At 29.7% G+C, this 20,542-nt stretch carries 19 protein-coding genes; 2 read left to right on the forward strand and 17 right to left on the reverse strand.

Annotated elements, in window-relative coordinates; all coding sequences use genetic code 11:
- Positions 1-207 precede the first annotated feature (207 nt).
- Entirely contained in the window at positions 208-1,362 is a 1,155-nt protein-coding gene (locus ACQ3F0_RS11830) for an iron-containing alcohol dehydrogenase (RefSeq protein ID WP_428865463.1), read from the forward strand.
- 138 nt (positions 1,363-1,500) lie between these two features.
- Here the strand turns inward: ACQ3F0_RS11830 and ACQ3F0_RS11835 are convergent, their stop codons facing one another.
- The 6 genes from ACQ3F0_RS11835 to ACQ3F0_RS11860 form a co-directional block, all read right to left on the reverse strand.
- Positions 1,501-2,274 (reverse strand): ABC transporter permease, encoded by a 774-nt coding sequence (locus ACQ3F0_RS11835; protein WP_428865464.1) that lies wholly within the window; start codon positions 2,272-2,274, stop codon positions 1,501-1,503.
- 4 nt (positions 2,275-2,278) lie between these two features.
- Positions 2,279-2,893 carry an ABC transporter ATP-binding protein gene (locus ACQ3F0_RS11840; RefSeq protein WP_428865465.1) on the reverse strand — a complete coding sequence of 205 codons (615 nt, stop codon included), beginning with the start codon at positions 2,891-2,893 and terminating at the stop codon, positions 2,279-2,281.
- Complete coding sequence (locus ACQ3F0_RS11845) at positions 2,886-3,215, reverse strand: PadR family transcriptional regulator (protein ID WP_428865466.1); 330 nt, start codon at positions 3,213-3,215, stop codon at positions 2,886-2,888. The genes ACQ3F0_RS11840 and ACQ3F0_RS11845 overlap by 8 nt, the downstream gene beginning before the upstream one ends.
- Before the next feature lie 252 nt (positions 3,216-3,467).
- The gene (locus ACQ3F0_RS11850) at positions 3,468-4,295 is read right to left on the reverse strand and encodes a Cof-type HAD-IIB family hydrolase (RefSeq protein WP_428865467.1); all 828 of its coding nucleotides are present in this window, start codon (positions 4,293-4,295) and stop codon (positions 3,468-3,470) included.
- A complete protein-coding gene (locus ACQ3F0_RS11855; protein WP_428865468.1) occupies positions 4,279-5,139 on the reverse strand; it encodes a Cof-type HAD-IIB family hydrolase in 861 nt (286 codons plus the stop codon). The genes ACQ3F0_RS11850 and ACQ3F0_RS11855 overlap by 17 nt, the downstream gene beginning before the upstream one ends.
- 65 nt (positions 5,140-5,204) lie before the next feature.
- Positions 5,205-5,810, reverse strand: coding sequence for a YitT family protein (locus ACQ3F0_RS11860; protein ID WP_428865469.1), 606 nt, complete (start codon positions 5,808-5,810; stop codon positions 5,205-5,207).
- Positions 5,811-6,039: 229 nt separating this feature from the next.
- On the opposite strand from ACQ3F0_RS11860, the gene ACQ3F0_RS11865 reads away from it, so the two are divergent.
- Positions 6,040-7,539, forward strand: coding sequence for a phosphohexomutase domain-containing protein (locus tag ACQ3F0_RS11865; RefSeq protein ID WP_428865470.1), 1,500 nt, complete (start codon positions 6,040-6,042; stop codon positions 7,537-7,539).
- Positions 7,540-7,782: 243 nt separating this feature from the next.
- On the opposite strand, the gene ACQ3F0_RS11870 is transcribed toward ACQ3F0_RS11865, so the two are convergent.
- The 11 genes from ACQ3F0_RS11870 to ACQ3F0_RS11920 form a co-directional block, all read right to left on the reverse strand.
- Positions 7,783-8,421 (reverse strand): helix-turn-helix transcriptional regulator, encoded by a 639-nt coding sequence (locus ACQ3F0_RS11870; RefSeq protein ID WP_428865471.1) that lies wholly within the window; start codon positions 8,419-8,421, stop codon positions 7,783-7,785.
- A gap of 110 nt (positions 8,422-8,531) precedes the next feature.
- On the reverse strand, positions 8,532-9,908 hold the full coding sequence (locus tag ACQ3F0_RS11875) for a sodium-dependent transporter (protein ID WP_428865472.1): 1,377 nt from the start codon (positions 9,906-9,908) through the stop codon (positions 8,532-8,534).
- 253 nt (positions 9,909-10,161) lie between these two features.
- Positions 10,162-11,547: a tryptophanase gene (locus ACQ3F0_RS11880; protein WP_428865473.1), complete on the reverse strand. Its 1,386-nt coding sequence runs from the start codon at positions 11,545-11,547 to the stop codon at positions 10,162-10,164.
- Between the two features lie 260 nt (positions 11,548-11,807).
- Positions 11,808-12,287 (reverse strand): PTS sugar transporter subunit IIA, encoded by a 480-nt coding sequence (locus ACQ3F0_RS11885; protein WP_428865474.1) that lies wholly within the window; start codon positions 12,285-12,287, stop codon positions 11,808-11,810.
- Between the two features lie 29 nt (positions 12,288-12,316).
- A complete protein-coding gene (locus tag ACQ3F0_RS11890; RefSeq protein WP_428865476.1) occupies positions 12,317-13,030 on the reverse strand; it encodes a ribulose-phosphate 3-epimerase in 714 nt (237 codons plus the stop codon).
- Positions 13,031-13,133: 103 nt separating this feature from the next.
- Positions 13,134-14,696 (reverse strand): BglG family transcription antiterminator, encoded by a 1,563-nt coding sequence (locus tag ACQ3F0_RS11895; protein ID WP_428865477.1) that lies wholly within the window; start codon positions 14,694-14,696, stop codon positions 13,134-13,136.
- Between the two features lie 73 nt (positions 14,697-14,769).
- Positions 14,770-16,158 carry a Sapep family Mn(2+)-dependent dipeptidase gene (locus tag ACQ3F0_RS11900; protein ID WP_428865478.1) on the reverse strand — a complete coding sequence of 463 codons (1,389 nt, stop codon included), beginning with the start codon at positions 16,156-16,158 and terminating at the stop codon, positions 14,770-14,772.
- Positions 16,159-16,234: 76 nt separating this feature from the next.
- On the reverse strand, positions 16,235-17,833 hold the full coding sequence (locus tag ACQ3F0_RS11905) for a PTS transporter subunit EIIC (RefSeq protein ID WP_428865479.1): 1,599 nt from the start codon (positions 17,831-17,833) through the stop codon (positions 16,235-16,237).
- 293 nt (positions 17,834-18,126) lie between these two features.
- Positions 18,127-18,942: a C39 family peptidase gene (locus ACQ3F0_RS11910; protein ID WP_428865480.1), complete on the reverse strand. Its 816-nt coding sequence runs from the start codon at positions 18,940-18,942 to the stop codon at positions 18,127-18,129.
- Positions 18,943-19,015: 73 nt separating this feature from the next.
- Positions 19,016-19,786, reverse strand: coding sequence for a permease (locus ACQ3F0_RS11915; RefSeq protein WP_428865481.1), 771 nt, complete (start codon positions 19,784-19,786; stop codon positions 19,016-19,018).
- A 1-nt stretch (position 19,787) separates the two neighbouring features.
- Positions 19,788-20,270, reverse strand: a complete 483-nt coding sequence (locus ACQ3F0_RS11920) for a permease (RefSeq protein ID WP_428865482.1) — start codon at positions 20,268-20,270, stop codon at positions 19,788-19,790.
- Positions 20,271-20,542 lie beyond the last annotated feature (272 nt).

Here is a 20,542-nt window from a genome sequence, read left to right on the forward strand (position 1 = left end):
TACTACGTTTTGGGGAAACTTTTTTAAAATTATATTTCCATATTAAAACGGTAATTCATAACTATTTACTGTTTACTCTTTACCACATCTTTAAGTGAATTATTATTATATTCATGCCGTTGAATTTTAACACCTCACTACATATAATTGTAATTAATAGTAAATATATATCATGGTTAACCCACCAAAATATAAGGAGGTAATACAATGAATTTTACTTTTTATCAACCAAGCAAAATACACTTTGGCCCTGGTAAATTAAATGAAATAGGACAAATAGCTAAAGTGTATGGTACTAAATGCTTATTAATTACAACTATTAATGAGGCTCCCTTGGATTCTTTATATACTAGAGTTATTAATCTTCTATCAAAAGATGGAATTGGAGTTATACATTATGATGGAGTTACCCCTAATCCTTCAACAGAAGTTATTGAAAAAGGCTTCTTATTAGCAAAAGAACACAATGTTGACTTTGTACTAGCAGTAGGTGGAGGATCTTCTATAGATACAGCAAAAGTTGTTGCTTTAACTTATGGTTTGAAGAAAATTGATTGGAACCATATTTTTGAGAATTATACAAATCCATTCGGAAATTATAAACCGCTTTCAAACCAAGGTTTGCCTTTGATTGCTGTTTCAACTACATCTGGAACTGGATCACAAGTAACACAAGCAGCTGTAATTTCTGAAGGAAATAATAAAAACACAATATTTCATCCAAATAATTTTTCAGATGAATGTATTGTTGACCCAGAATTAATGACAACATTACCTCCCAGATTAACTGCTGCAACTGGATTTGATGCTTTCTGTCATGCATTTGAAAGCTATATAAATCCAAGAGCTTCGTACTTCACAGAATACCAGTCTTTAAATGCAATTGAATTGATAAAAGAAAACTTACCAAAAGCTTTAAAAGATGGTAGTAATATTGATTACAGAACTAATCTAGCTTTAGCTGATACATTAGCTGGAACTTGTTTAGCTAATGCTGGTGCTGCTGCACCTCATCCATTAAGTGAAATAATTGGTGGTGTGGCTCATATTTCTCACGGCGAAGCTTTAGCAATAGTCTTCCCAGCTTTTATGAAACATGAGTATAAAAACAACATAGCCAAATTCGCAAAGGTTGCTAGAATATTCAATCCATCATTAAATAATGTTTCAGATGAAAAAGCTGCTGAAAACTCTAGTGATGCAATTGTTGACTTCTTGAAAAAAATAAATTTATCTGTAACTCTAAAAGATTTTAATGTTTCTGAGGAACAATTTAACGAAATTATTAACTGTCCGATATTGAATTTCTTACCATTTGGCTCAAAAGAAGATTTACAAAATATTATTAAAGAATCCTACTAAATACATCATTAAATATATTACACATAAAGATAAATAAAATAAAAAGCTTGAATTATATAAAAAATATAACTTAAGCTTTTTTTATTTTTTGTTGTATAACTTGCCACTTGCAACTCATACTTTATAACTAAAATAAAGTTAAACTATTAAAACATCATACTCATCAAATGCCTTAAAAGCTGTAAATAATATTGATAAAACAGCACTGAAATACCTTGCTATTAAAATAGCTATCATTATGGCTATTTGATATTTTATTGCAGTTAATGGTATTGAACCACCTAAAATCTGCCCCGTCATCATTCCTGGCAAAGATACTAATCCTATTGTTTCTATAGATGCAATTGTGGGGTTTATCGAAGCTAAGATTGCATTTTTAAAATAAGGTGTTAATGCTTCTATTTTATTTCCAGTAAGACTTAACGTATAAAAGTACTCGTTTTTATTTTGTTTTATAGCTTTATAAAAATTATTTATGCATATTATATTTCCACTTAAACAGTTTCCTAATATCATTCCTCCAATAGTAATCATATATTGAGCATTAAATAAATTATCTAATCTTATAACAAAGGCATTGAAAAATAATAAGACATTTATACTTGGAATTATAAAAGCTAATAATAATGGAATAATAAATCTTTTTATCTTAAAACCACAAGATTTAATTGTTGAAAAACTAGCAATTACTATCATAAAAACTAAGTAAGAAAAATTTATAAAAGCATTGTTAATGTTAAAAATATATTGAAGAAAAATACCTACTAAACTAAGTTGTATTACCATTCTTCCTATAGCATAAAAAATCTTCTTGTTTATGCGGATGTTCAATTTATAATTTATTATAATAACAGGTATTATTAAGAAAAACAAACTTAGTATGGATAAATAAGAAACCTCATTTGCATTCATGTTTTTACCACTCCCTTATTCTAACAACATCATTTTTACTCCAAATCTTATCATGAGAAATTATTAAAACCGTCTTATCCTGCTTTAATACGTAATCTACAACTCTTTCCTTCATATCTTTATCTAAACCAGAAGTAATTTCATCTAAAAGCCATACCTGCCTATCTAACAATATACATATAATCAAACCTAACCTTTGTCTTTCTCCTCCTGAAAGTTGATTTACTTCTTTTTCAATAATATTAGCTGGAAGATTAAGATATTTAACAATATCTAAAACTTTCTCTTTAGTAATTTTTATATGTTTATTGTTTTTATAAGAAAATATCTCAAGAATAAAATCCCAAACATTTTTATCTCTCAAATCTACATCTTGACTTACATACCCTATATTTTTACGAAAATATACAAGGTTATTTTTTCCTAGTCTCTTTCCATTGAACAATATTTCCCCTTTATCACATTTCTCAAAGCCTAAAAGTAATTTAAATAATGTTGACTTACCTTTGCCTGAAGGAGCATTCAAAAGCACTTTTTCTCCTTCCTTAATGTTCATATTAAAATCTTTGAATATTGTCTTATCATCAAAACTTAAATTTATATCTTTAAATTTAATCAATATTATTTCCTCCTTTTGCCTTAACTTCATGTGTCAATTGAGTTGCTTTTTCTGTTGCTTCCTTTAAAATTTCTTCTCCGAGCTTTGTTGTTCTATAAAACTTTATTATTCTACCATCAACATTTTTTTCAGTCTTAGATAATAGATCTTCCTTTTGCATTCTGTTCAACAAGGGGTATAGTGTCCCTGGGCTAATCTTATATCCGTGCTCTTCTAACTCTTTCATCATCCATATGCCATATATGGGTTCATTTTTGGCATGATATAATATATGTATTTGTATAAATCCTAAAAATAATTTTCTTAGTATCTTCTCTTTCATTTGTTTCTCCTTTTATAGTAAGATATTTATTTATTAATTTCGTTTTACGATATCGTGATTCGATATCAGGGTACGATATTATTTTATCAATAAGTTTATCTATTGTCAATATGACTAAATACATTAAAACAAATATCTTTTCTAAAAATATCTAAAAAGACCTCCCGTCGTGTTTCACGACGGGAGGTCTTAAACTCTCTCTGTTTTCTTTAATTTATATGGATTCAAAATGCCGATTAAAGTTAACTCATATTAATATAATAAATATTCTCTTATTGCATGTGCTACTCCATGATCATTATTATTCTTAGCAACATAATCTGCTTTTGATTTAACTACATCTTCTGCATTTTCTACAGCAATAGAAATACCTGCTACATCTAACATACTTATATCATTATGATTGTCTCCTATTGCAACAATTTCTGAATGCTTTATTCCTTTAAATTTTGCGTAATGTTTTATTGCATTCCCTTTTGATACTCCCTTACACATAATATCAAAAAGATTTTTAGCTGATTTATAAGCTACGATATCTTCTATTTCACTTAACTCTTCCCCCATCATTTTAATTATATTATCATCTTCACATACAATTAAAACTTTTATAAGTCTTTCTTCATTGTTAATAACTTCATTAATATTATCAACTATAACAATGGGTACTCTATCTTCATCGTTAAGAGTTTCATTATATTTCTGAAAAAACTTAACTCTTGGAGTGATCTCATCTACATAAACATTATGTTCTCCATAAATCAAATAAGGAACTTTATATTTTTTACTTATTTGAAGAACCTTTAATATTGAATCCCTATTTATTTCATTTATATACAAGGTTTCTTTCGTTAGTATATTTCTGATCAACCCTCCATTACACGATATAACAGGCGCTTTCAGGCCTAATTGTCTTATATATGCCTTAACCATGGTATCTACTCTACCTGTTGCAACCATAATCTCTGTTCCTTTTTCTTTTAGTTCTTTTAATGCCTCAATATTTTCTTTACTTATTTTATGATCACTATTCAATAAAGTTCCATCCATATCTGTAACAAATAATTTAATACCCTTGTCCATAAACTCCCCCCTCTCTTAATTGTTCTCTTATTGCATGAGCTACTCCATGATTGTTATTATCCTTCGTTATATAATCTGCTTTTGATTTAACTATTTCCTCAGCATTTCCCATTGCAACAGAAAAGCCTGCGCACTCTAACATACTTATGTCATTAAAATCATTTCCTATTGCCATAATTTCATTTTTCTTTATTCCTTTTAAATCCGCATACTGTTTTATTCCATTTCCTTTTGATACTCCATGACTCACAATATCAATAATAACCTTTGATTTTTCGATAGATTTATAGGTTGTGGTATTTTCTATTTTTTCTAATTCTTTTTCAACAATTCCGAATAAATCATGTCCTTCACACGATATAAGTATTTTCACAACTCTTTCTTCACTATTTATTACCTTATTAATATCATCAACAATGACCAATGGTATTTTGTCTTCATCTTGAAGTGTTTTATTATAGTTTTGTATCATTAAAACAAACTCAGATATCTCATCTACGTAAATATTTTCATCTCCGTATAGTATATAGGACATCCTGTATTTTCTACATAATTCCATTGTTTTAAAAACAGATTCTTTACTTATATCATTTATACTTATATGTTCTTTAGTCATCACGTTAGTAATATAGCCTCCATTACAACAAATAACCGGAGCATCTATTCCTAATTCCCTTATATATGCTTTAACTTCTGCATTTGCTCTTCCTGTTGCAACTAAAATATCTATTCCTATCTCCTTTAGCTCTTTAAGTGCGATCAAATTTTCTCTACTTATTTTATGTTCATCATTTAATAAAGTTCCATCCATATCTGTTACAAATAATTTAATATTTCTTTCCAATATACCCCCTACCTTCAATTTAATATTATAATTCAAAATAAGTTTCATTTAAATCAAAATTTATACTATTGCGAGAATTTTTTCAACATAAAATCAATGGTCTTTATAATGACTAATAAAGAAATCATTGAATAAATAGCAGTTCTATAATCACCACTTACTAGTCCCGAACTTATAACCACTAAACCATCAAACATAAATAGGAAAACAGGTATTTTAATAACTGGGATTACTTTATTTAATAAGGTTGCTGCTAAATCAGTTCCTCCAGTTGTACATCCTCTTAATAATGCTGTGCCTATACCTATTCCTACAAGCAGTCCCCCTCCAATACATGCTACCACAATATTATTTGTAACATGTGTTTGAGGTATAATTCTTAAGAATACCGGAGCTGCAACTGTCATATACAAAGTCTTTATTCCAAAAGATTTTCCCAAAAATTTAATACCTAAAATCAATAAAGGAATACTTATGCCAAAATAAACAAAATCAATAGGTATCCCTAAAACTCTGTTCAAAACAATAGAAAAACCTGTTATTCCCCCCGGTGCTAATGTATGTTCTTTTAGAAATAAATTAACCGCCAAAGCCATTAGAAAACTTCCTGAAGTAATATATAAGTAATCTAATAAAATCCCCTGTTCATGATATCTTTTATTTAATTCCATAACTTTACCTCCACTGTCGTATCATTTTGTCTTTACCTATAAAGGATACTACTTTTTCGAAATATTTTCTTATAATTTTATTTCCATATCAAAATGGTAAAAAATTAATTATTATATTTGCCATATCAATGAGGAAATTTTCCTTATATTCATTCTATTGAAACTAGGATTTTAGCTATATTATAATCAAATTAATCACAGCAATATGGTTAAAACGGAGGTAATACAAATGAAACAAGATTTATTATATTTACAAAATGGAACGGATATAAGAGGAATTGCTTTGCATGGTGACATTAATGAAGAAGTCAATTTAACTCCTGCACATGCTAAATTAATTGGTGCAAGTTTTGCTAAATGGTTAAAATCAAAAACAAAGAAATCTACAATAAAAATAGCGGTAGGCCACGATAGTAGACTATCCGCTTTTCCTTTAAAACAAAGCCTTATCGGAGGTATCATAAATGAAAATTGTACAGTTTTCGACTGTGGGCTTGCTTCTACTCCTGCTATGTTCATGAGTACTATTATTGATGGAATAAAAGCTGACGGGGCTATTATGATTACAGCTTCCCATCTTCCTTTTAATAGAAATGGATTTAAATTTTTTACTAAAAAAGGCGGCTTAGAAAAAAATCAAATAAAAGAACTCCTTCTTTTAACTGAAAAATTAGATAATACAGAAGCTTGTGGCAATACTCAAGTACAAACTAAAACTCTTGTCACAAATTTTGATTTAATATCTAAGTACTCCGAATTATTAATAAATAAAATAAAAGTTGATACTGGGGAAGAAAAACCATTGTTAAACACTAAGGTTGTTGTTGATGCCGGAAATGGCGCCGGAGGTTTTTTTGCAAAAAAAGTATTATTATCTTTAGGTGCCAATATAGAAGGTAGTCAATTTTTAGAACCAGATGGTTCTTTTCCAAATCACATTCCAAACCCTGAAGATAAAGACGCTATGCTGTCAATAAAGAAATGTGTTTTAGAGAATCAAGCTGATTTAGGAATAATTTTTGATTCAGATGTTGATAGAGCTGCCATTGTTGGTTGTAATGGAAAAATAATTAATAGAAATAAACTTATTGCTCTGATTTCTAATATTATACTTCAGCAATATCCAAATACAACAATAGTAACTGATTCAGTAACTTCTGATGGACTTACAACTTATATTGAATCATTAGGTGGAATTCATCATAGATTTAAGCGGGGTTATAAAAATGTTATTAATGAAGCTATAAGATTAAATGAAAGCAATAGAGAAACTCATTTAGCCATTGAAACAAGTGGACATGCTGCATTTAAAGAAAATTACTTCTTAGATGATGGTGCTTATATAGTGGTAAAGTTACTCATTAAAATGATTCAACTAAAGAAGGAAGGTTTACATCTACATGATTTAATTTGTTCATTGAATGAACCTTTGTCATCCCAAGAAATTAGAATTAAGATAAACTGCAATAATTTCACTGAATACGGAAATAATATAATTAAATCTTTTGAAGATTACATTTCGAACATTGATGGCTGGGGTATTGTACCTAATAATTATGAAGGAATTCGTATTAGTTGTGCAAATCAATATGGCTGGTGCCTAATGAGACTATCTCTACATGATCCTGTACTTTCAATAAACATCGAATCAAATTTAGAAAATGGCTCAGATATAATAAGAGAAGACTTAATTAAATTCTTAAATAATTATGACAAACTTAATCTTTAGCTAAAAGAACAAAGGCATATATAGCTAGAAAGCTACTTCACTTAACTAAGAAATTCTAATTTATTTTCTTAAATAAGAATTTCTAAAGCTTGTTACGATAACTTTTACGCTATATATTCTTTTATACGGTTTTTCTAATTACTAAATAATTTTGATTACTCAAACTATGGTTAATCCACAAATTGTGGTTGATATTAGTTCAACTTACTTTTTGTGGTTTAACCAAAATATGCATTAAAGTGTTTAATCCAATTTATTGATATATCTATAAATTGTAGTTTCAGTAGTGTTTAATGCTCTAGCTAACTCGGCTACCGATCCCTTAATCAAAAATGTTCCTTTTTCATCTAAAATTTTTATTAGCTCCATCTTTTCATCGTATGACAATCTCTCTGGAGAAACATCAAACTTTTTCAATGCTTCACTTATGGTAGAATTCATCATATCTTCAAATGACATATTATAACTTTCGTAAAAGTTCTTTTCGCCAGTTAAAACAGCATTCTTTGAATTACCATTAATAATTTTATCAATCAATCCTCTTAACTCTAAATACTGATCTACATTAAAGTTAATTGTTATCAAACCTTTCAACTCACCAAGGTCATCTTTAATAAAAAGAGTTGAAGATCTTAATTTCTTTCTCTCTTTTGAAAAAGCTCTATAATTTCCAATAAAATCTTTTTCCTTATAAATATTCTGATCTATAAATTTTTGTTCCAAATCACCAATTTCACTTCCAATTTTTGTTTCAGAACAAAGTGGATTTTCTACATATATCACTTGCTTCTTTTCTGCATCACATAATAAAACTTCTGCTTCTGCTCCCAAGAAATCCGACATAAATTTTACAATTGGTAAGTATGATGATAAGTTATTCACGTGAATTCCCCCTCTATTTAAAGATAAACTTTATTCATTACTAGTAAATTATAACATAAAAAGGCACAATAGTATTATACCATTGTACCTCCATATATTGTTAATCGTATCTAGAATTTTATTATTCCCAACAGTTGTAGAAAAACTACTGTTACTGCAATTGGAGCGATATATTTTATTGTTATTTTATAGTAATTTTTCACTTTCATACCTTCCCCAATATTAATCTCTTCAAGTAATTCCGAAGTATTCATAATATGTCCAGCTAGGATCAACATAAACAATCCACCACCTGGAAGCAAAATATTAGTTATTAGGTAATCAGATAATTCAAAAATTGTTTTTCCAAATAATTTAGCATCTGCCCACGGACCAAATGATAACATCTGAAAAATTCCTAAGGTGAAAATAAAACTACATCCTATGAAAACAGTTTTTTTCCTATTCCATCCCCATTCATCTACAAAATATCCAATTATGGCTTCTAATATACATATTGTAGATGTTAAACAAGCAAAGAATAATAATAAATAAAATATTGCACCAAATATCATACCAAACTTCATTTGAGCAAAGATAATAGGTAATGTAATAAACACGAGTGGAGGTCCAGCAGAAGGCTCAATACCAAAAGCAAATACTGCAGGAAATATAATGAAACCCATTAAAATAGCCGCCAAAGTATCACCCATAGCTACCATCATAGAACTGCTTGCAATCGTTTTCTTCCTGTTTAGATAACTTCCGTATATAACCAAATTACCGCAACCTACCCCTAGTGTAAAGAATGCCTGTCCAATGGCTGCTAATATTGCTTCAGGTGTAAGAGCTTTCAAATCAGGTTTTAAGTAGAATTCTAGTCCAGCACCTGCTCCTGGTAAACTTACAGCCTTGATTACCAAACCAATAATCATAATAAATAGTATAGGCAAAAGAATTTTACATACTTTTTCAATACCACTCTGAATTCCTTTAACTACAATAAATCCTGTGATTACTACCATCAAAAATTGCCAAAAGAACAATTCCATTGGATTATTTAAAAAAGCTCCAAATTGTGAACCTACTTGATCTGGTGCTGCTCCTGCATATGTTCCAAAAATTGATTTAAAAAAGTATGCTATTGTCCAACCTGCAACTCCAAAATAAAATGATAATAGAATTACTAAAACTATAACACCAACAATTCCAAATAAATATAATTTTTTACCAGGAAATAGTTTTTTGAGAGCTCCGGTATAATTCAATTTCGTTTTTCTTCCAATTGCAAACTCTGTTATTAATAATGGGGTTGCAATAAAAATTAAAGCTATCAGGTATACTACGATGAATGAAGCGCCTCCATATTTACCAGCAGTATAAGGAAATTTCCATACATTCCCTAATCCAATAGCACCCCCTATTGAAGCTAGAACAAAACCAAGTCTTGAAGACCATTGTTCCCTTTCTGTTCCAATATTAGATTTTTCTTTTCTGTGTATTTCCATAAAAAGCCTCCTTCCAGAATATATATGATTTAAACCATACACCTTGTCGTTACTTTTAGACAATTGGTTCTCTCTCCTATGATGGTTAACTATTGTCTCATATAATGTCTCCTTCAGCGCTATTTATAAAGATTCCAAAACAAAACTAGATTTATACGTGTATCAAAATTTCTAAATATAAACGAACTTTGGACACGTATAAATCAACTTTTCAACTAGAATCTTTAACATTATGTCGAAATACAATTTGAATTTATAGTAACTCAAATCCAGCAGTGAAATGTCTTAAAGCTGTAACTGGTCCTTCATATACTAATTTCAATCCTCTATATTCATCTCTATTTTTATAGATTTCACCAAGAGCATTTGCAATTACATCCATATGATCATTGGTATAAACCCTTCTAGAAATTGCTATTCTCATAGTTTCAAGTTCAGGCCAAATTGGTTCTTTGGTAACAGGATCTTTTGATCCAAAAGCGCAAGCTCCTAATTCAACCGCTCTTACTCCCGCTTCTTCATAAAGTGCAGTTACAAGCCTTTGTGATGGAAACTCACTCTGTGGAATTTGTGGAAAAAATCTTCTTCCATCAACATATACTCCATGACCCCCAGTAGGTTCTACTATAGGAATGCCTAGTTCCTTAAGTTTATTACCAAGATACTCTACTTGCTTAATTCGATATTCTAGATATTGCTCATCGCATCCCTCTTGAAGACCAACAGCTAGTGCTTCCAAATCTCTTCCGGACATTCCTCCATAAGTCAAAAATCCTTCGTGTACAATTGCCATTGTATTTGCCATTGTAAAGACATCTTTGTTTCTTGTTACTAAAAAACCACCCATATTAACTAATCCATCTTTTTTAGAACTCATTGTAGCTGTCTCACAATATGAAAACATTTCTCTTGTGATTTCTTTTATTGATTTATTTTTATATCCTTCTTCTCTTTGTTGAATAAAATATGCATTCTCTGCAAATCTTGCACTATCAATTACAACTGGGATATTATGTTTTTTAGCTAAAGCGCTAACTTCTCTTATATTTTGCATTGATACTGGTTGTCCGCCATTGTTATTGCATGTTACTGTTATAATAACTATAGATATACTTTCTTGGCCTTTTTCATCTATTAAACTTTGCATTTTATTTATATCAATATTTCCTTTAAAAGGATGAGGATCACTTGCTGCATCCATACCTTCATCTATAACGTAATCTACTGCTAAGGCTCCTAAAATTTCTGCATTTCCTCTAAATGTATCAAAATGCATATTTCCTATAGCGTATTTTCCTTTTTTTGCGTATATTTGGGACATAATATAATCTGCAGCTCGTCCCTGATGAGTTGGTTGAACATATGGCATGCCAAATATATCTTTAACTGATTCCTCGAACTTGTAAAAACTTTTACATCCAGCATATGATTCATCACCAAGCATCAATGCTGACCACTGCTCAGTACTCATTGCTGATGTTCCACTATCTGTAATACAATCGATGTACACATTTTCCGCTTTCAGTTTAAATGCATTGTACCCAGCCTCTTTAAGCCATTCTTGACGTTGTTCCTTTGTACTCTTCTTAACTCTTTCCACCATTTTAATTCTAAATGGTTCTGCCGTCATAAATTTCATTATAACCCCTCCTAACGTTAATTTAATTACATAATGTTAATTTATTTACTTGTTGTAATAATATTAACACGCCTTTATTATTTTGTCAATCATTTTTCAATAATTTTCCTAATATGAGTATTTTTTATTAAGATCAACTACATTATTACTAAAATTTAGAAATTAAAAAAGATTTAAATTCCATTCTAATTTTTACAATTAGATTATGAAATTTAAATCTATGTTTACTTATGTTTGCATGGTCAAAAGATAACTAACACTTAAATAATTTCTAAAGTAATAGCATCCCCTTGTTTTGCTTCACCAAGTTTTGATAATTCAACAGTTTTACCTTCTAAGTTAGTAATAACAACGGCAGTAACTAAAGATGGTATTTTATCTTTTATACTATCAATATCAACATCAAGCAATAAATCTCCTGCTTGTACCTTATCTCCTGCTTGGACATAAATTTCAAAGCCTTCGCCATTAAGGTTAACAGTATCTATTCCAACATGTATTAATATTTCATGACCAGTATCTGCCTGGATACCAATGGCATGCTTAGTAGGGAAAACCATCACTATGCTTCCATTAACAGGAGAATATACTTTTCCATTTGTAGGATCAACACAAAAGCCATCTCCTAACATTCTTTTTGCAATAGCTGTATCTGGCGCAGCAGTAATTGATTTAACCGTACCAGTTAAAGGCACCAACCAAGATAATTTTTCATTTTTCTTAAAAAGTTTTTTAAACATTTCTTCATTACCACCTTAAAAATTTATCTCTATAAATTAAATTTTTTAGCTGCTTCATCTATCGCTTCTCTACAAGATTTTACTCCTGCTGCAATACCATCAGGATGTTTAAAGATTGCTGATGAAAGTATAACTACATCTGGATTACATTCAATTAATGGCTCCATATTGTTATATCTTAATCCACCATCTATTGCTAATTCACATTTTGGATTCTTTTCATCAATCAATTTTCTAGCTCTTTTTACAAGATCAACTGCACTTCTACGCCATCCCCAGTTGTCCTTACCATCTGTTTCATCTACTCCATGAGTAACTATGTGTAATCTATCAATATCATAAATTGATTCTTCAACAAAAGATAAAGGTGTATAGCATCCAACTGTTAATCCAAATTTCATACCAAATTCACGGCAATAATTCATAATATATGCTAATTGTGCACCAAGAAAGTGTTCAGCTGGTAATATCAACATATCAGTTCCAACGTCTGCAAGTTTTTCTATAAACAATCTATCACAAGTTTCTGTATAAATATGACATTCAATCATCTTATCAGTAACTGGTCTAATTCCTTCTATAATTTGGTGACCACCCATTATTTGTAGATTTTTCAAATCATGCATATCTGCAGCATCTGAATGTACATAATCTGCACCAGCATCTACAGCTTCCTTTACAACACCAGCAATATGTCCATAATTAACATGAGCTAGTCCTGCAGCAATTTTTATGTGCTTCATATTATCACTCCTTATTTTTATATTCCATATTTTTTATATTTTCTTTTGTCTATATTCATAGTATATCATGATAATTATTTCTCTACTGTAAATGTAATTACCATTACTTATGGTACTTTTTTAAATCTTTATCATTTTGCTCTTCGTAGATATTTCGAAGTATCTTGGAGAATTTCTGCATATCATCATAGACTAATGCTGTAGGTAAAATCACCGTATTATTATCTAATTCTTCTTCTAATTTCTGTGTTGTAATAACTAAATCCACTTCATTCTTATTAATATCATCTATCATAGAAATAGGTATCACTTTCTCAACTTTAAGTTGATTAAAATTATTTTTAAGAATTTCTATCATCAACTTAATCTCACTATAACTTGAATGGTAAATCACATAAGTAGAAAGAGGTTTTTTACTACGCTCTATTGCTGCTGCAATGTGCAAAGCAATAAACCCTACCTCTTCTAATGGAATTTCAAAACTATAGTATTCTTCAAATATAGATTTGCTCTTCATTGCAATATCAAAAGGATCTGGGTAATTCTTTTTAATTTCATCAACAAGTGTATTATCAAAATCCAAGCCATATTTAATTTTATTTGTAACAGACTTTAAGTGATGATTTAATCCATTATAAAAGTTAACTTCATCCGATATATTATAACTTTCTTTTGTTAACTCAACTATTTCTTGAGTAACAATTTTATTAATTACTAATGTTTTTTCATCTATATTCCAATCAATATCCTCCAAATGAGTTTTTGATACTATTGTAATACCAAATAGATATCCTATTTCCTCTTCTGATACTTCAATATCAAATTCTTCTTCAATTTCTTTAGCTACTTCGAACATTTTTTCATACTCACTCAATTCCTGAAGTCCTTTTAAAGTAGAATCCTTCATATCTACAAATTTGCCATCTAGCATCCTTGTAATAGCCAAAGAATATTTAATTGTTAACCTCGTTAAATCAGTACCTATAAACTTAACATTCAACTTTTCTTCAAGACCTGAAATAATTTTTTTCACTTTTTCATAATCAATCCATAAAATATCTTCTTTTTGTGAATAGGAAAAATAATTTATAGAAGCATAATTAACATTATCAGAGTTGTTTTTTCTTTCAAGCATATCAACTATTTCATCATAATCTTCACTTATAAGAAAAAGATCAAAAATAGCCTTTCTAATTCTTTTCTCACCAGCATGAAGTACGAATCCTTTTCCCTTATCAAATATCAAGTCAATGTCTTTTTCCATTAACCATTCTTTAACTTTTTCCAAATCTTTATAAACACATGGTCTACTAATATAAAGTTCATTTTGCAAACTACTAGTTGTTGTTTTTTTATTGTTTGCCAAAAGTTGATTTAAAATATATAACTGCCTATCCCTAGATGAATATTGTAAATTTACTTGTTTATACGATTTAATATTACAAATCATCTTTAATTTATTTTTTTCGTCACCTTCAATATAAATGCCAGTTCCTGTTTTTTTAATAAGCTTCAAATCATTTTCTGCTAACAAATTTTCCACACTCTTCAGATCATTTCTAATAGTTTTATTTGAAAAATTCAATTCCTTGGCAATGTAATCAATCGTCATAATATCATTTGTATTAATTAACATATTGATAATTTGAAAAACTCTTGCAGTCATAATATCACCTCGTATAATTTGAATTCATTTTTAAAAATTTTGAAAATATTCATTTATAAGTATATTAACAGCACTAGCTTAGTAGTCTTACCGCTTCAGCATATATGCTCAATGCTTTCATAAAATCATCTACTTTGATACATTCATTTGGTTTATGTGAGTTGGCTATTTCAGATGGAAATGTAGGTCCAAATGCAACTGCTTGTGTTAATGCTCTAGCATAACTAGCTGCTCCCTTTGAATACAATTGTGGTATATCACCTGTTATATTTTGATAAGCTGTCTTCAAAGCGCTAATCAACTCACTATCAGGTGATACATAAAGTAGAGGCATTTCCTTTATAGTCACTAACTCTAATTCATTTTCAATTCCTATTTCTTTGAGCCTTTCCATAATCTTTACATAGTCTATACCCTTTGGATATCTATAATCAAATGAAACTTTAAAATCATTTTGAGTTAATAATACATAAGAAAGATTATTTGTAGTATGTCCTGTTTCTTCATCTTTATAATAAAGTCCAAGTTTTTCGCCATAAATGGAATCTACAAAATATCGATATAAAAAATCAACCAATTCTCTTCCTCGTGAATCTAAACCATCTATTTCTTTGAAATCTCGTACAAATTGAAAAATTGCATTATCGCCCTTATGAGGATTTCTACCAATAGCTGATGTTCCCTCATAAATAAGCGTTACTCTATTATTATCAATACTAATATTTATATTTTTATATGAAATAGAATTTACTAACTTATCAGCTAGCTGTGTTTCTATACAAATCTCAACATGTGAACATACTCTAGTTATATCTTCATTAGATTTAATTGAAATAATGTTAAAAACCCCATTATTGATTGCTCTCTTTTTTCCATGGTAATGATAGTATCCAATACCCTTTTCGCAATTAATAATTGGGAAGTCCCCATCTGGTGAAAAGCCATAAGTCGGCATTTCATTATATTTAAAATAATGCGTCATACATTCCCAAGTAGTTTCTTCTGCTCCCCCAATAATAAGTCTAATCTTTTTATTCGGATGATAATTTAGCTCTTTTAAAATCTTTAATAAGTACAAACAGCCAACCACTGGACCTTTGTTATCATTGATGCCTCTACCATACCAGAACCCATTGTTTTCAATTAAACCAAATGGATTACTATTCCATTTTTCTCGGTTTTCAATACCTACTATATCTAAGTGACATAGAATACCAAGAACTTCTAGTCCTTGTCCATATTCAATATGCATTGCATATCCATCAAAATCTTTTACATTAAAGCCTTCCCTTTTAGCAAATTCTATCACTTTATCAAAACACCGTCTAATGCCAGCACCAAATGGAGCATTATCTTTCTTGGTCGTTAAATCTCTTACGGAGTTAATAGCAATTAATTCAGCTATATCTTTTTTCATATCCAATCTATAAGCTTGTAACTTTTTCATGACAATATCAGTCATTATTCACCCACCTTATTATAAAATAAATTATAGCGAGATAAGAGGCTTTCTCGAAAGAATGCCTCTTATTTATAATTTAATTAATATTTAATTCATCCTTTACATTTGTTGCAATTGTCATTACTCTTGGACCATAAATAATTTGAAAACCTTTATTGTTTCTCACTACCCCTTTAGCCTGTAAACTTTCGATCCAAATGGAGTCTTCTGATACTAATGAAGAATCCTTAACCGTAACTCTTAACCGAGTCGCACAATTAGTAACACTTTCAATATTATCTCTTCCTCCAAAATTTTTAATTATATTAATGGTTAAATTATCTGAATTCTCTTTATCGTTTTTTTGTTTTTCTTTATAATCACTCTTAGAATATAATTTAACATTTTTATCATCATCTTTTCTTCCTGGTGTAAGAATATTAAATTTAAGAATCGCCCACTTAAATGCGAAGAAGTATGTTGCAAAATAAGCTGGTACTAATATTAAAAGTGACAATGCATGTACTTTATGCGGTTGGAATAAGTTTGGTATCATAAAAAACACAGCGTGTCCATTGATAGATACATTTGTAATTTCAGTTAATATATATGCAATCCCTGCTAATGGTACATGTATTAAATAATACAATAAAGGATTTACAAATAAGAATGTATATTCAATAGGTTCAGTAATTCCTACAAACATTGCAGTGATTACTGCAGGGATAACTATAGATGCTACCATTTTTTTATTTTTAGGTTTTGCAGTTGCATATATTGCCGCTGCTGCTCCTGGAAGTCCACCAAATTGGAACAAAATTCTACCTGTAGTAAAGTTACGTACTATATAGCCAGTTGCTTCTGGTGAACCAGCTTGACCAATAATAATATTTCTAACTCCTTCATAAACAATTCCACCGATTTCCATTACTCCACCAACACGTGTATATTCTATTGGGAACGCAATTAAATGATGAATTCCAAATGGCAATAACGCTTTATCCATTGCTCCGAAAAGAAAAGTTCCAAACAATCCTGATGTAGTTATTAACTTAGTAAGCCCTTGCAAACCAGCCGCAATTACTGGCCAAACATAATAAGTAGTTATCCCTAATGGAATTGCAAATAATGTAATTAATATAACTACAAATCTTGGACCACTAAAGAATGAAAATACATTTGGTAACTCTTTCTTGTACCATTTATTATGAATAGCTGCAGTAACAATACCTGTAAGTATACCACTGAAAATTCCCATATCAAATGTAAAAATCCCTGCAACGTCTTTCCATAAAGCATTATAGTTTTGAGCTTTTTCCATCGCCCATCCTAAATTTTCAACCAAGTGAGTAACTGTTGTAGTATCAGCATTCCACCCTTGCGCACCTGCATAAGTGCTTATAACTGTATTAAAAGACATAAACATTATAAGTCCACTAAAAGCAGCCCAACCTTTTTCTCTTTTAGCCAAACCAAATGCAACACCAACTGCAAACCAAAACGGTAAATATCTCATAATCATAAAACCTATACTAGAAATAACAGAGAATAATGTATATAAAAGCGTTCCCTCTGTCAGAATATATCCTGTGAATGAACTAGCAATACTTACATAAAAACCTACTATTACAAGTAAAATAATAGGAATCATCATTGAACCTGAAAACGATTGTAATTTTTCTTTCATATCTCTCATGTTTTCACCTCATAATATAATATAGTATATTCTTTTGTTGAAAAGCACACTTCTCTAATACTACAATTAATTATCGATAATTAAGATTGTAGGTTCATTATATCATTGAAAATGTTTATATTAAATGCCAAAACTTATAAACTAATTGCCACATTGAAATGGTAAACGATTATCATATTTAAGTATTTTATGTTGTAAAAACATAGATATTATAAAAAAATTGCTAACAAATAACTTCGTTAGCAATTTTAGATATATATCTTTCATTTATACCATTTCTATTTTATTTATTGTTATTTTGGCCTTATCAGTAACAATTCATCATACCAAACTTTTGATGCTTCTACCACTTCATCAGCCAAAAAGTATCTATCTTTTCCCATTGGGGAATCATCACCATAAACATATTCCCAGCTGTTAGGATCATATACTTTGAAATAAGTAACTTCATCAACTACTATATAACCCTTAACTATTATAAAATGTCCTCCATCTGCTTCATAAAATCTTCCAGTATGTTCACTGTTCTTTTTCGGATCATTTAAAGAAATGTCACCAATTTTTAAAGCTAAAACTACAATATTTCCATTTTGGAGGTTAATAATTATCTTTTCCTTAGATACATTCGCTACAATCCTAGATTCTATTTCATACGTTGCTAAATAATTTTGTATATTCTCAGTAAACCAACCACCTTCATCGCAATAATCTAATTTTCTTGCTTCTTCTGCTGTGCCTTGAAAATCTTTATCTATCCACTTCCCAATCATTTCAGCACAAGCTGGCCCACAATTTGTACTAGAAAATTTCCCTGTATCTCCTTGATTAACATACCATGAATATTTTCTATCATTATCTACTTTTTTTGTTATAAATTTTCCCAAACCAAGGGATTTATCCGCTGGAAGTTTATCTATTTTATTAATACGTAAAGTGCCAAAACCATCAAAATAAGATACCTCTAGAATTTCTGTCGGATCCATAAAAAATTGTCTAAAGCCCGAAACTATAACAAATAAAATAATCAATAGCCACAGTACTCTCACATATCTTGATGCACTTTTTTTCCTCGTTTTTATACCTCCATTTTCATTTTTGAATTTTTGCAAATCTTCAATTTCAAATAGGGGTAAACAAGGTCCTTTTAAAGGCTATGAAAATTTTTATATTAGCATTTTATTTTTATATATATGAAATTGCATGAGTAGGGCAATTATCAACTACTTTTTTTATCTTTAACTTCATATCTTCTGTATACAAATCATCAATAAGAATTGCCTTCCCATCCTGTACCTTAAATTTCTTCGGCGCTAGTCTAACACAAACTCCACAACCAATACAGTACTGCCTATCAATCAATATACGAGAACCCCTGTCCTTTTCAAGAATTTCTGAACCGTCCCCAATTTTTTGCTTATTTTCTGCTAAAATTTGTGAACCGTCTCCAATTATTTTTGAAACCACATACCCCATTATTGTTATTGAAATTAGCGTAAGTATCCATCTAAAACCCATAAATTTGATACCTAGAAATTTTGCTTCATTTGCTAACATAGGCACTTTTATAACTGCCCAAGCACTTAAAATGATTACAATATTCATAATGCTTGCACCTTTTTTCAACAGCATTTTACATATAGGGAAAGCTGCATATATCGGACCTGCTGATAAGCTACCTATCAAAAATGAATATATACATCCCTTTGCCCCTGAATTTTTCCCAAAGCTATTCATGATTACTTTCTTGGGAACCCATGCTTCTATTAATGATGTTAATATGAAAATAACGGGTATTATTTCTATCATTTCTATGACATAATACATACTATTATGAAAAGATTGAACAGCTTTTTCTCTCATAACCATAAACATACCTATATATATTAATACTACAAAAATAAGTAATTTATTCTTCTTAAAGCTTTGTAACTTTAGACTCTGAGACATTTTCATCTTAAATCAACACCCCCATAACTAATGCAATAATTACTGCAAATATAAAACTTAACCCATTCCTCACTAATGTAAATTTAAGTCCAAATTCTTTTTTTTCCAGTGGAAAAGTAACAACTCCTACCATTGTTAATGTTGTCAAAAATGCTACTGCTGGAACTATACTTGCCCCAATATCAACGAAGGAACCAACTAAAGGAAATGCTACAAAAGCTGGAATTAATGTAACACTACCAACTAAAGCCGAAACTATCGTAGAAATAAAAACATTAGACTGTCCCAAAACCGTTTTGATAGTTTCTGGTGGCACAAATGTTAGCATTATTCCTATCAAAAATAATATTCCAACTATCTCACCTACCATGTTTCCCATCATACTTCTAGCCATTTTTATAGAATTCAAAGTTTTTTTCTTATCCTTTTTCATTGAAAATGCGAAAGCACTCCCCGTTATAATCCATAAACTAATTGTGAAAATATCCATATAACTCTCCCCTTCTTTTAGTTATCAGTTGACAGTATACAGTTGACAGTAAATGATCTTTTGCTGATGCAAAAGGAATTATTAATTTTTTTAAAATTAAAACCTTTCACGTCAGTGAAAGTATCCACTACTGTCAACTGTAAACTGAACACTGTCACCTAGCATCTGTCACCTGTGAATTGTAAACTGGAAAATTCAATACTATTTTAAACATAATCATTTTCTATATTAAGTTAATGATAGAATATTTCATAGATTAACACAGTTACCAT

The sequence above is a fragment of the Clostridium sediminicola genome (genome assembly GCF_050402865.1).
GTDB lineage: Bacteria > Bacillota > Clostridia > Clostridiales > Clostridiaceae > Clostridium_AF > Clostridium_AF sediminicola.

Bases quoted from the DNA above. Each gene is read 5' to 3' on its own strand.
- ACQ3F0_RS11865 (WP_428865470.1), top strand. From the start codon at position 6,040: ATGAAACAAGATTTATTATATTTACAAAATGGAACGGATATAAGAGGA.
- ACQ3F0_RS11920 (WP_428865482.1), bottom strand. From the start codon at position 20,270: ATGGATATTTTCACAATTAGTTTATGGATTATAACGGGGAGTGCTTTC.
- ACQ3F0_RS11890 (WP_428865476.1), bottom strand. From the start codon at position 13,030: ATGAAGCACATAAAAATTGCTGCAGGACTAGCTCATGTTAATTATGGA.
- ACQ3F0_RS11880 (WP_428865473.1), bottom strand. From the start codon at position 11,547: ATGAAATTTATGACGGCAGAACCATTTAGAATTAAAATGGTGGAAAGA.
- ACQ3F0_RS11830 (WP_428865463.1), top strand. From the start codon at position 208: ATGAATTTTACTTTTTATCAACCAAGCAAAATACACTTTGGCCCTGGT.
- ACQ3F0_RS11885 (WP_428865474.1), bottom strand. From the start codon at position 12,287: ATGTTTAAAAAACTTTTTAAGAAAAATGAAAAATTATCTTGGTTGGTG.
- ACQ3F0_RS11850 (WP_428865467.1), bottom strand. From the start codon at position 4,295: ATGGACAAGGGTATTAAATTATTTGTTACAGATATGGATGGAACTTTA.
- ACQ3F0_RS11905 (WP_428865479.1), bottom strand. From the start codon at position 17,833: ATGAGAGATATGAAAGAAAAATTACAATCGTTTTCAGGTTCAATGATG.
- ACQ3F0_RS11875 (WP_428865472.1), bottom strand. From the start codon at position 9,908: ATGGAAATACACAGAAAAGAAAAATCTAATATTGGAACAGAAAGGGAA.
- ACQ3F0_RS11895 (WP_428865477.1), bottom strand. From the start codon at position 14,696: ATGACTGCAAGAGTTTTTCAAATTATCAATATGTTAATTAATACAAAT.
- ACQ3F0_RS11860 (WP_428865469.1), bottom strand. From the start codon at position 5,810: ATGGAATTAAATAAAAGATATCATGAACAGGGGATTTTATTAGATTAC.
- ACQ3F0_RS11835 (WP_428865464.1), bottom strand. From the start codon at position 2,274: ATGAATGCAAATGAGGTTTCTTATTTATCCATACTAAGTTTGTTTTTC.
- ACQ3F0_RS11845 (WP_428865466.1), bottom strand. From the start codon at position 3,215: ATGAAAGAGAAGATACTAAGAAAATTATTTTTAGGATTTATACAAATA.
- ACQ3F0_RS11915 (WP_428865481.1), bottom strand. From the start codon at position 19,786: ATGAAAATGTCTCAGAGTCTAAAGTTACAAAGCTTTAAGAAGAATAAA.
- ACQ3F0_RS11900 (WP_428865478.1), bottom strand. From the start codon at position 16,158: ATGACTGATATTGTCATGAAAAAGTTACAAGCTTATAGATTGGATATG.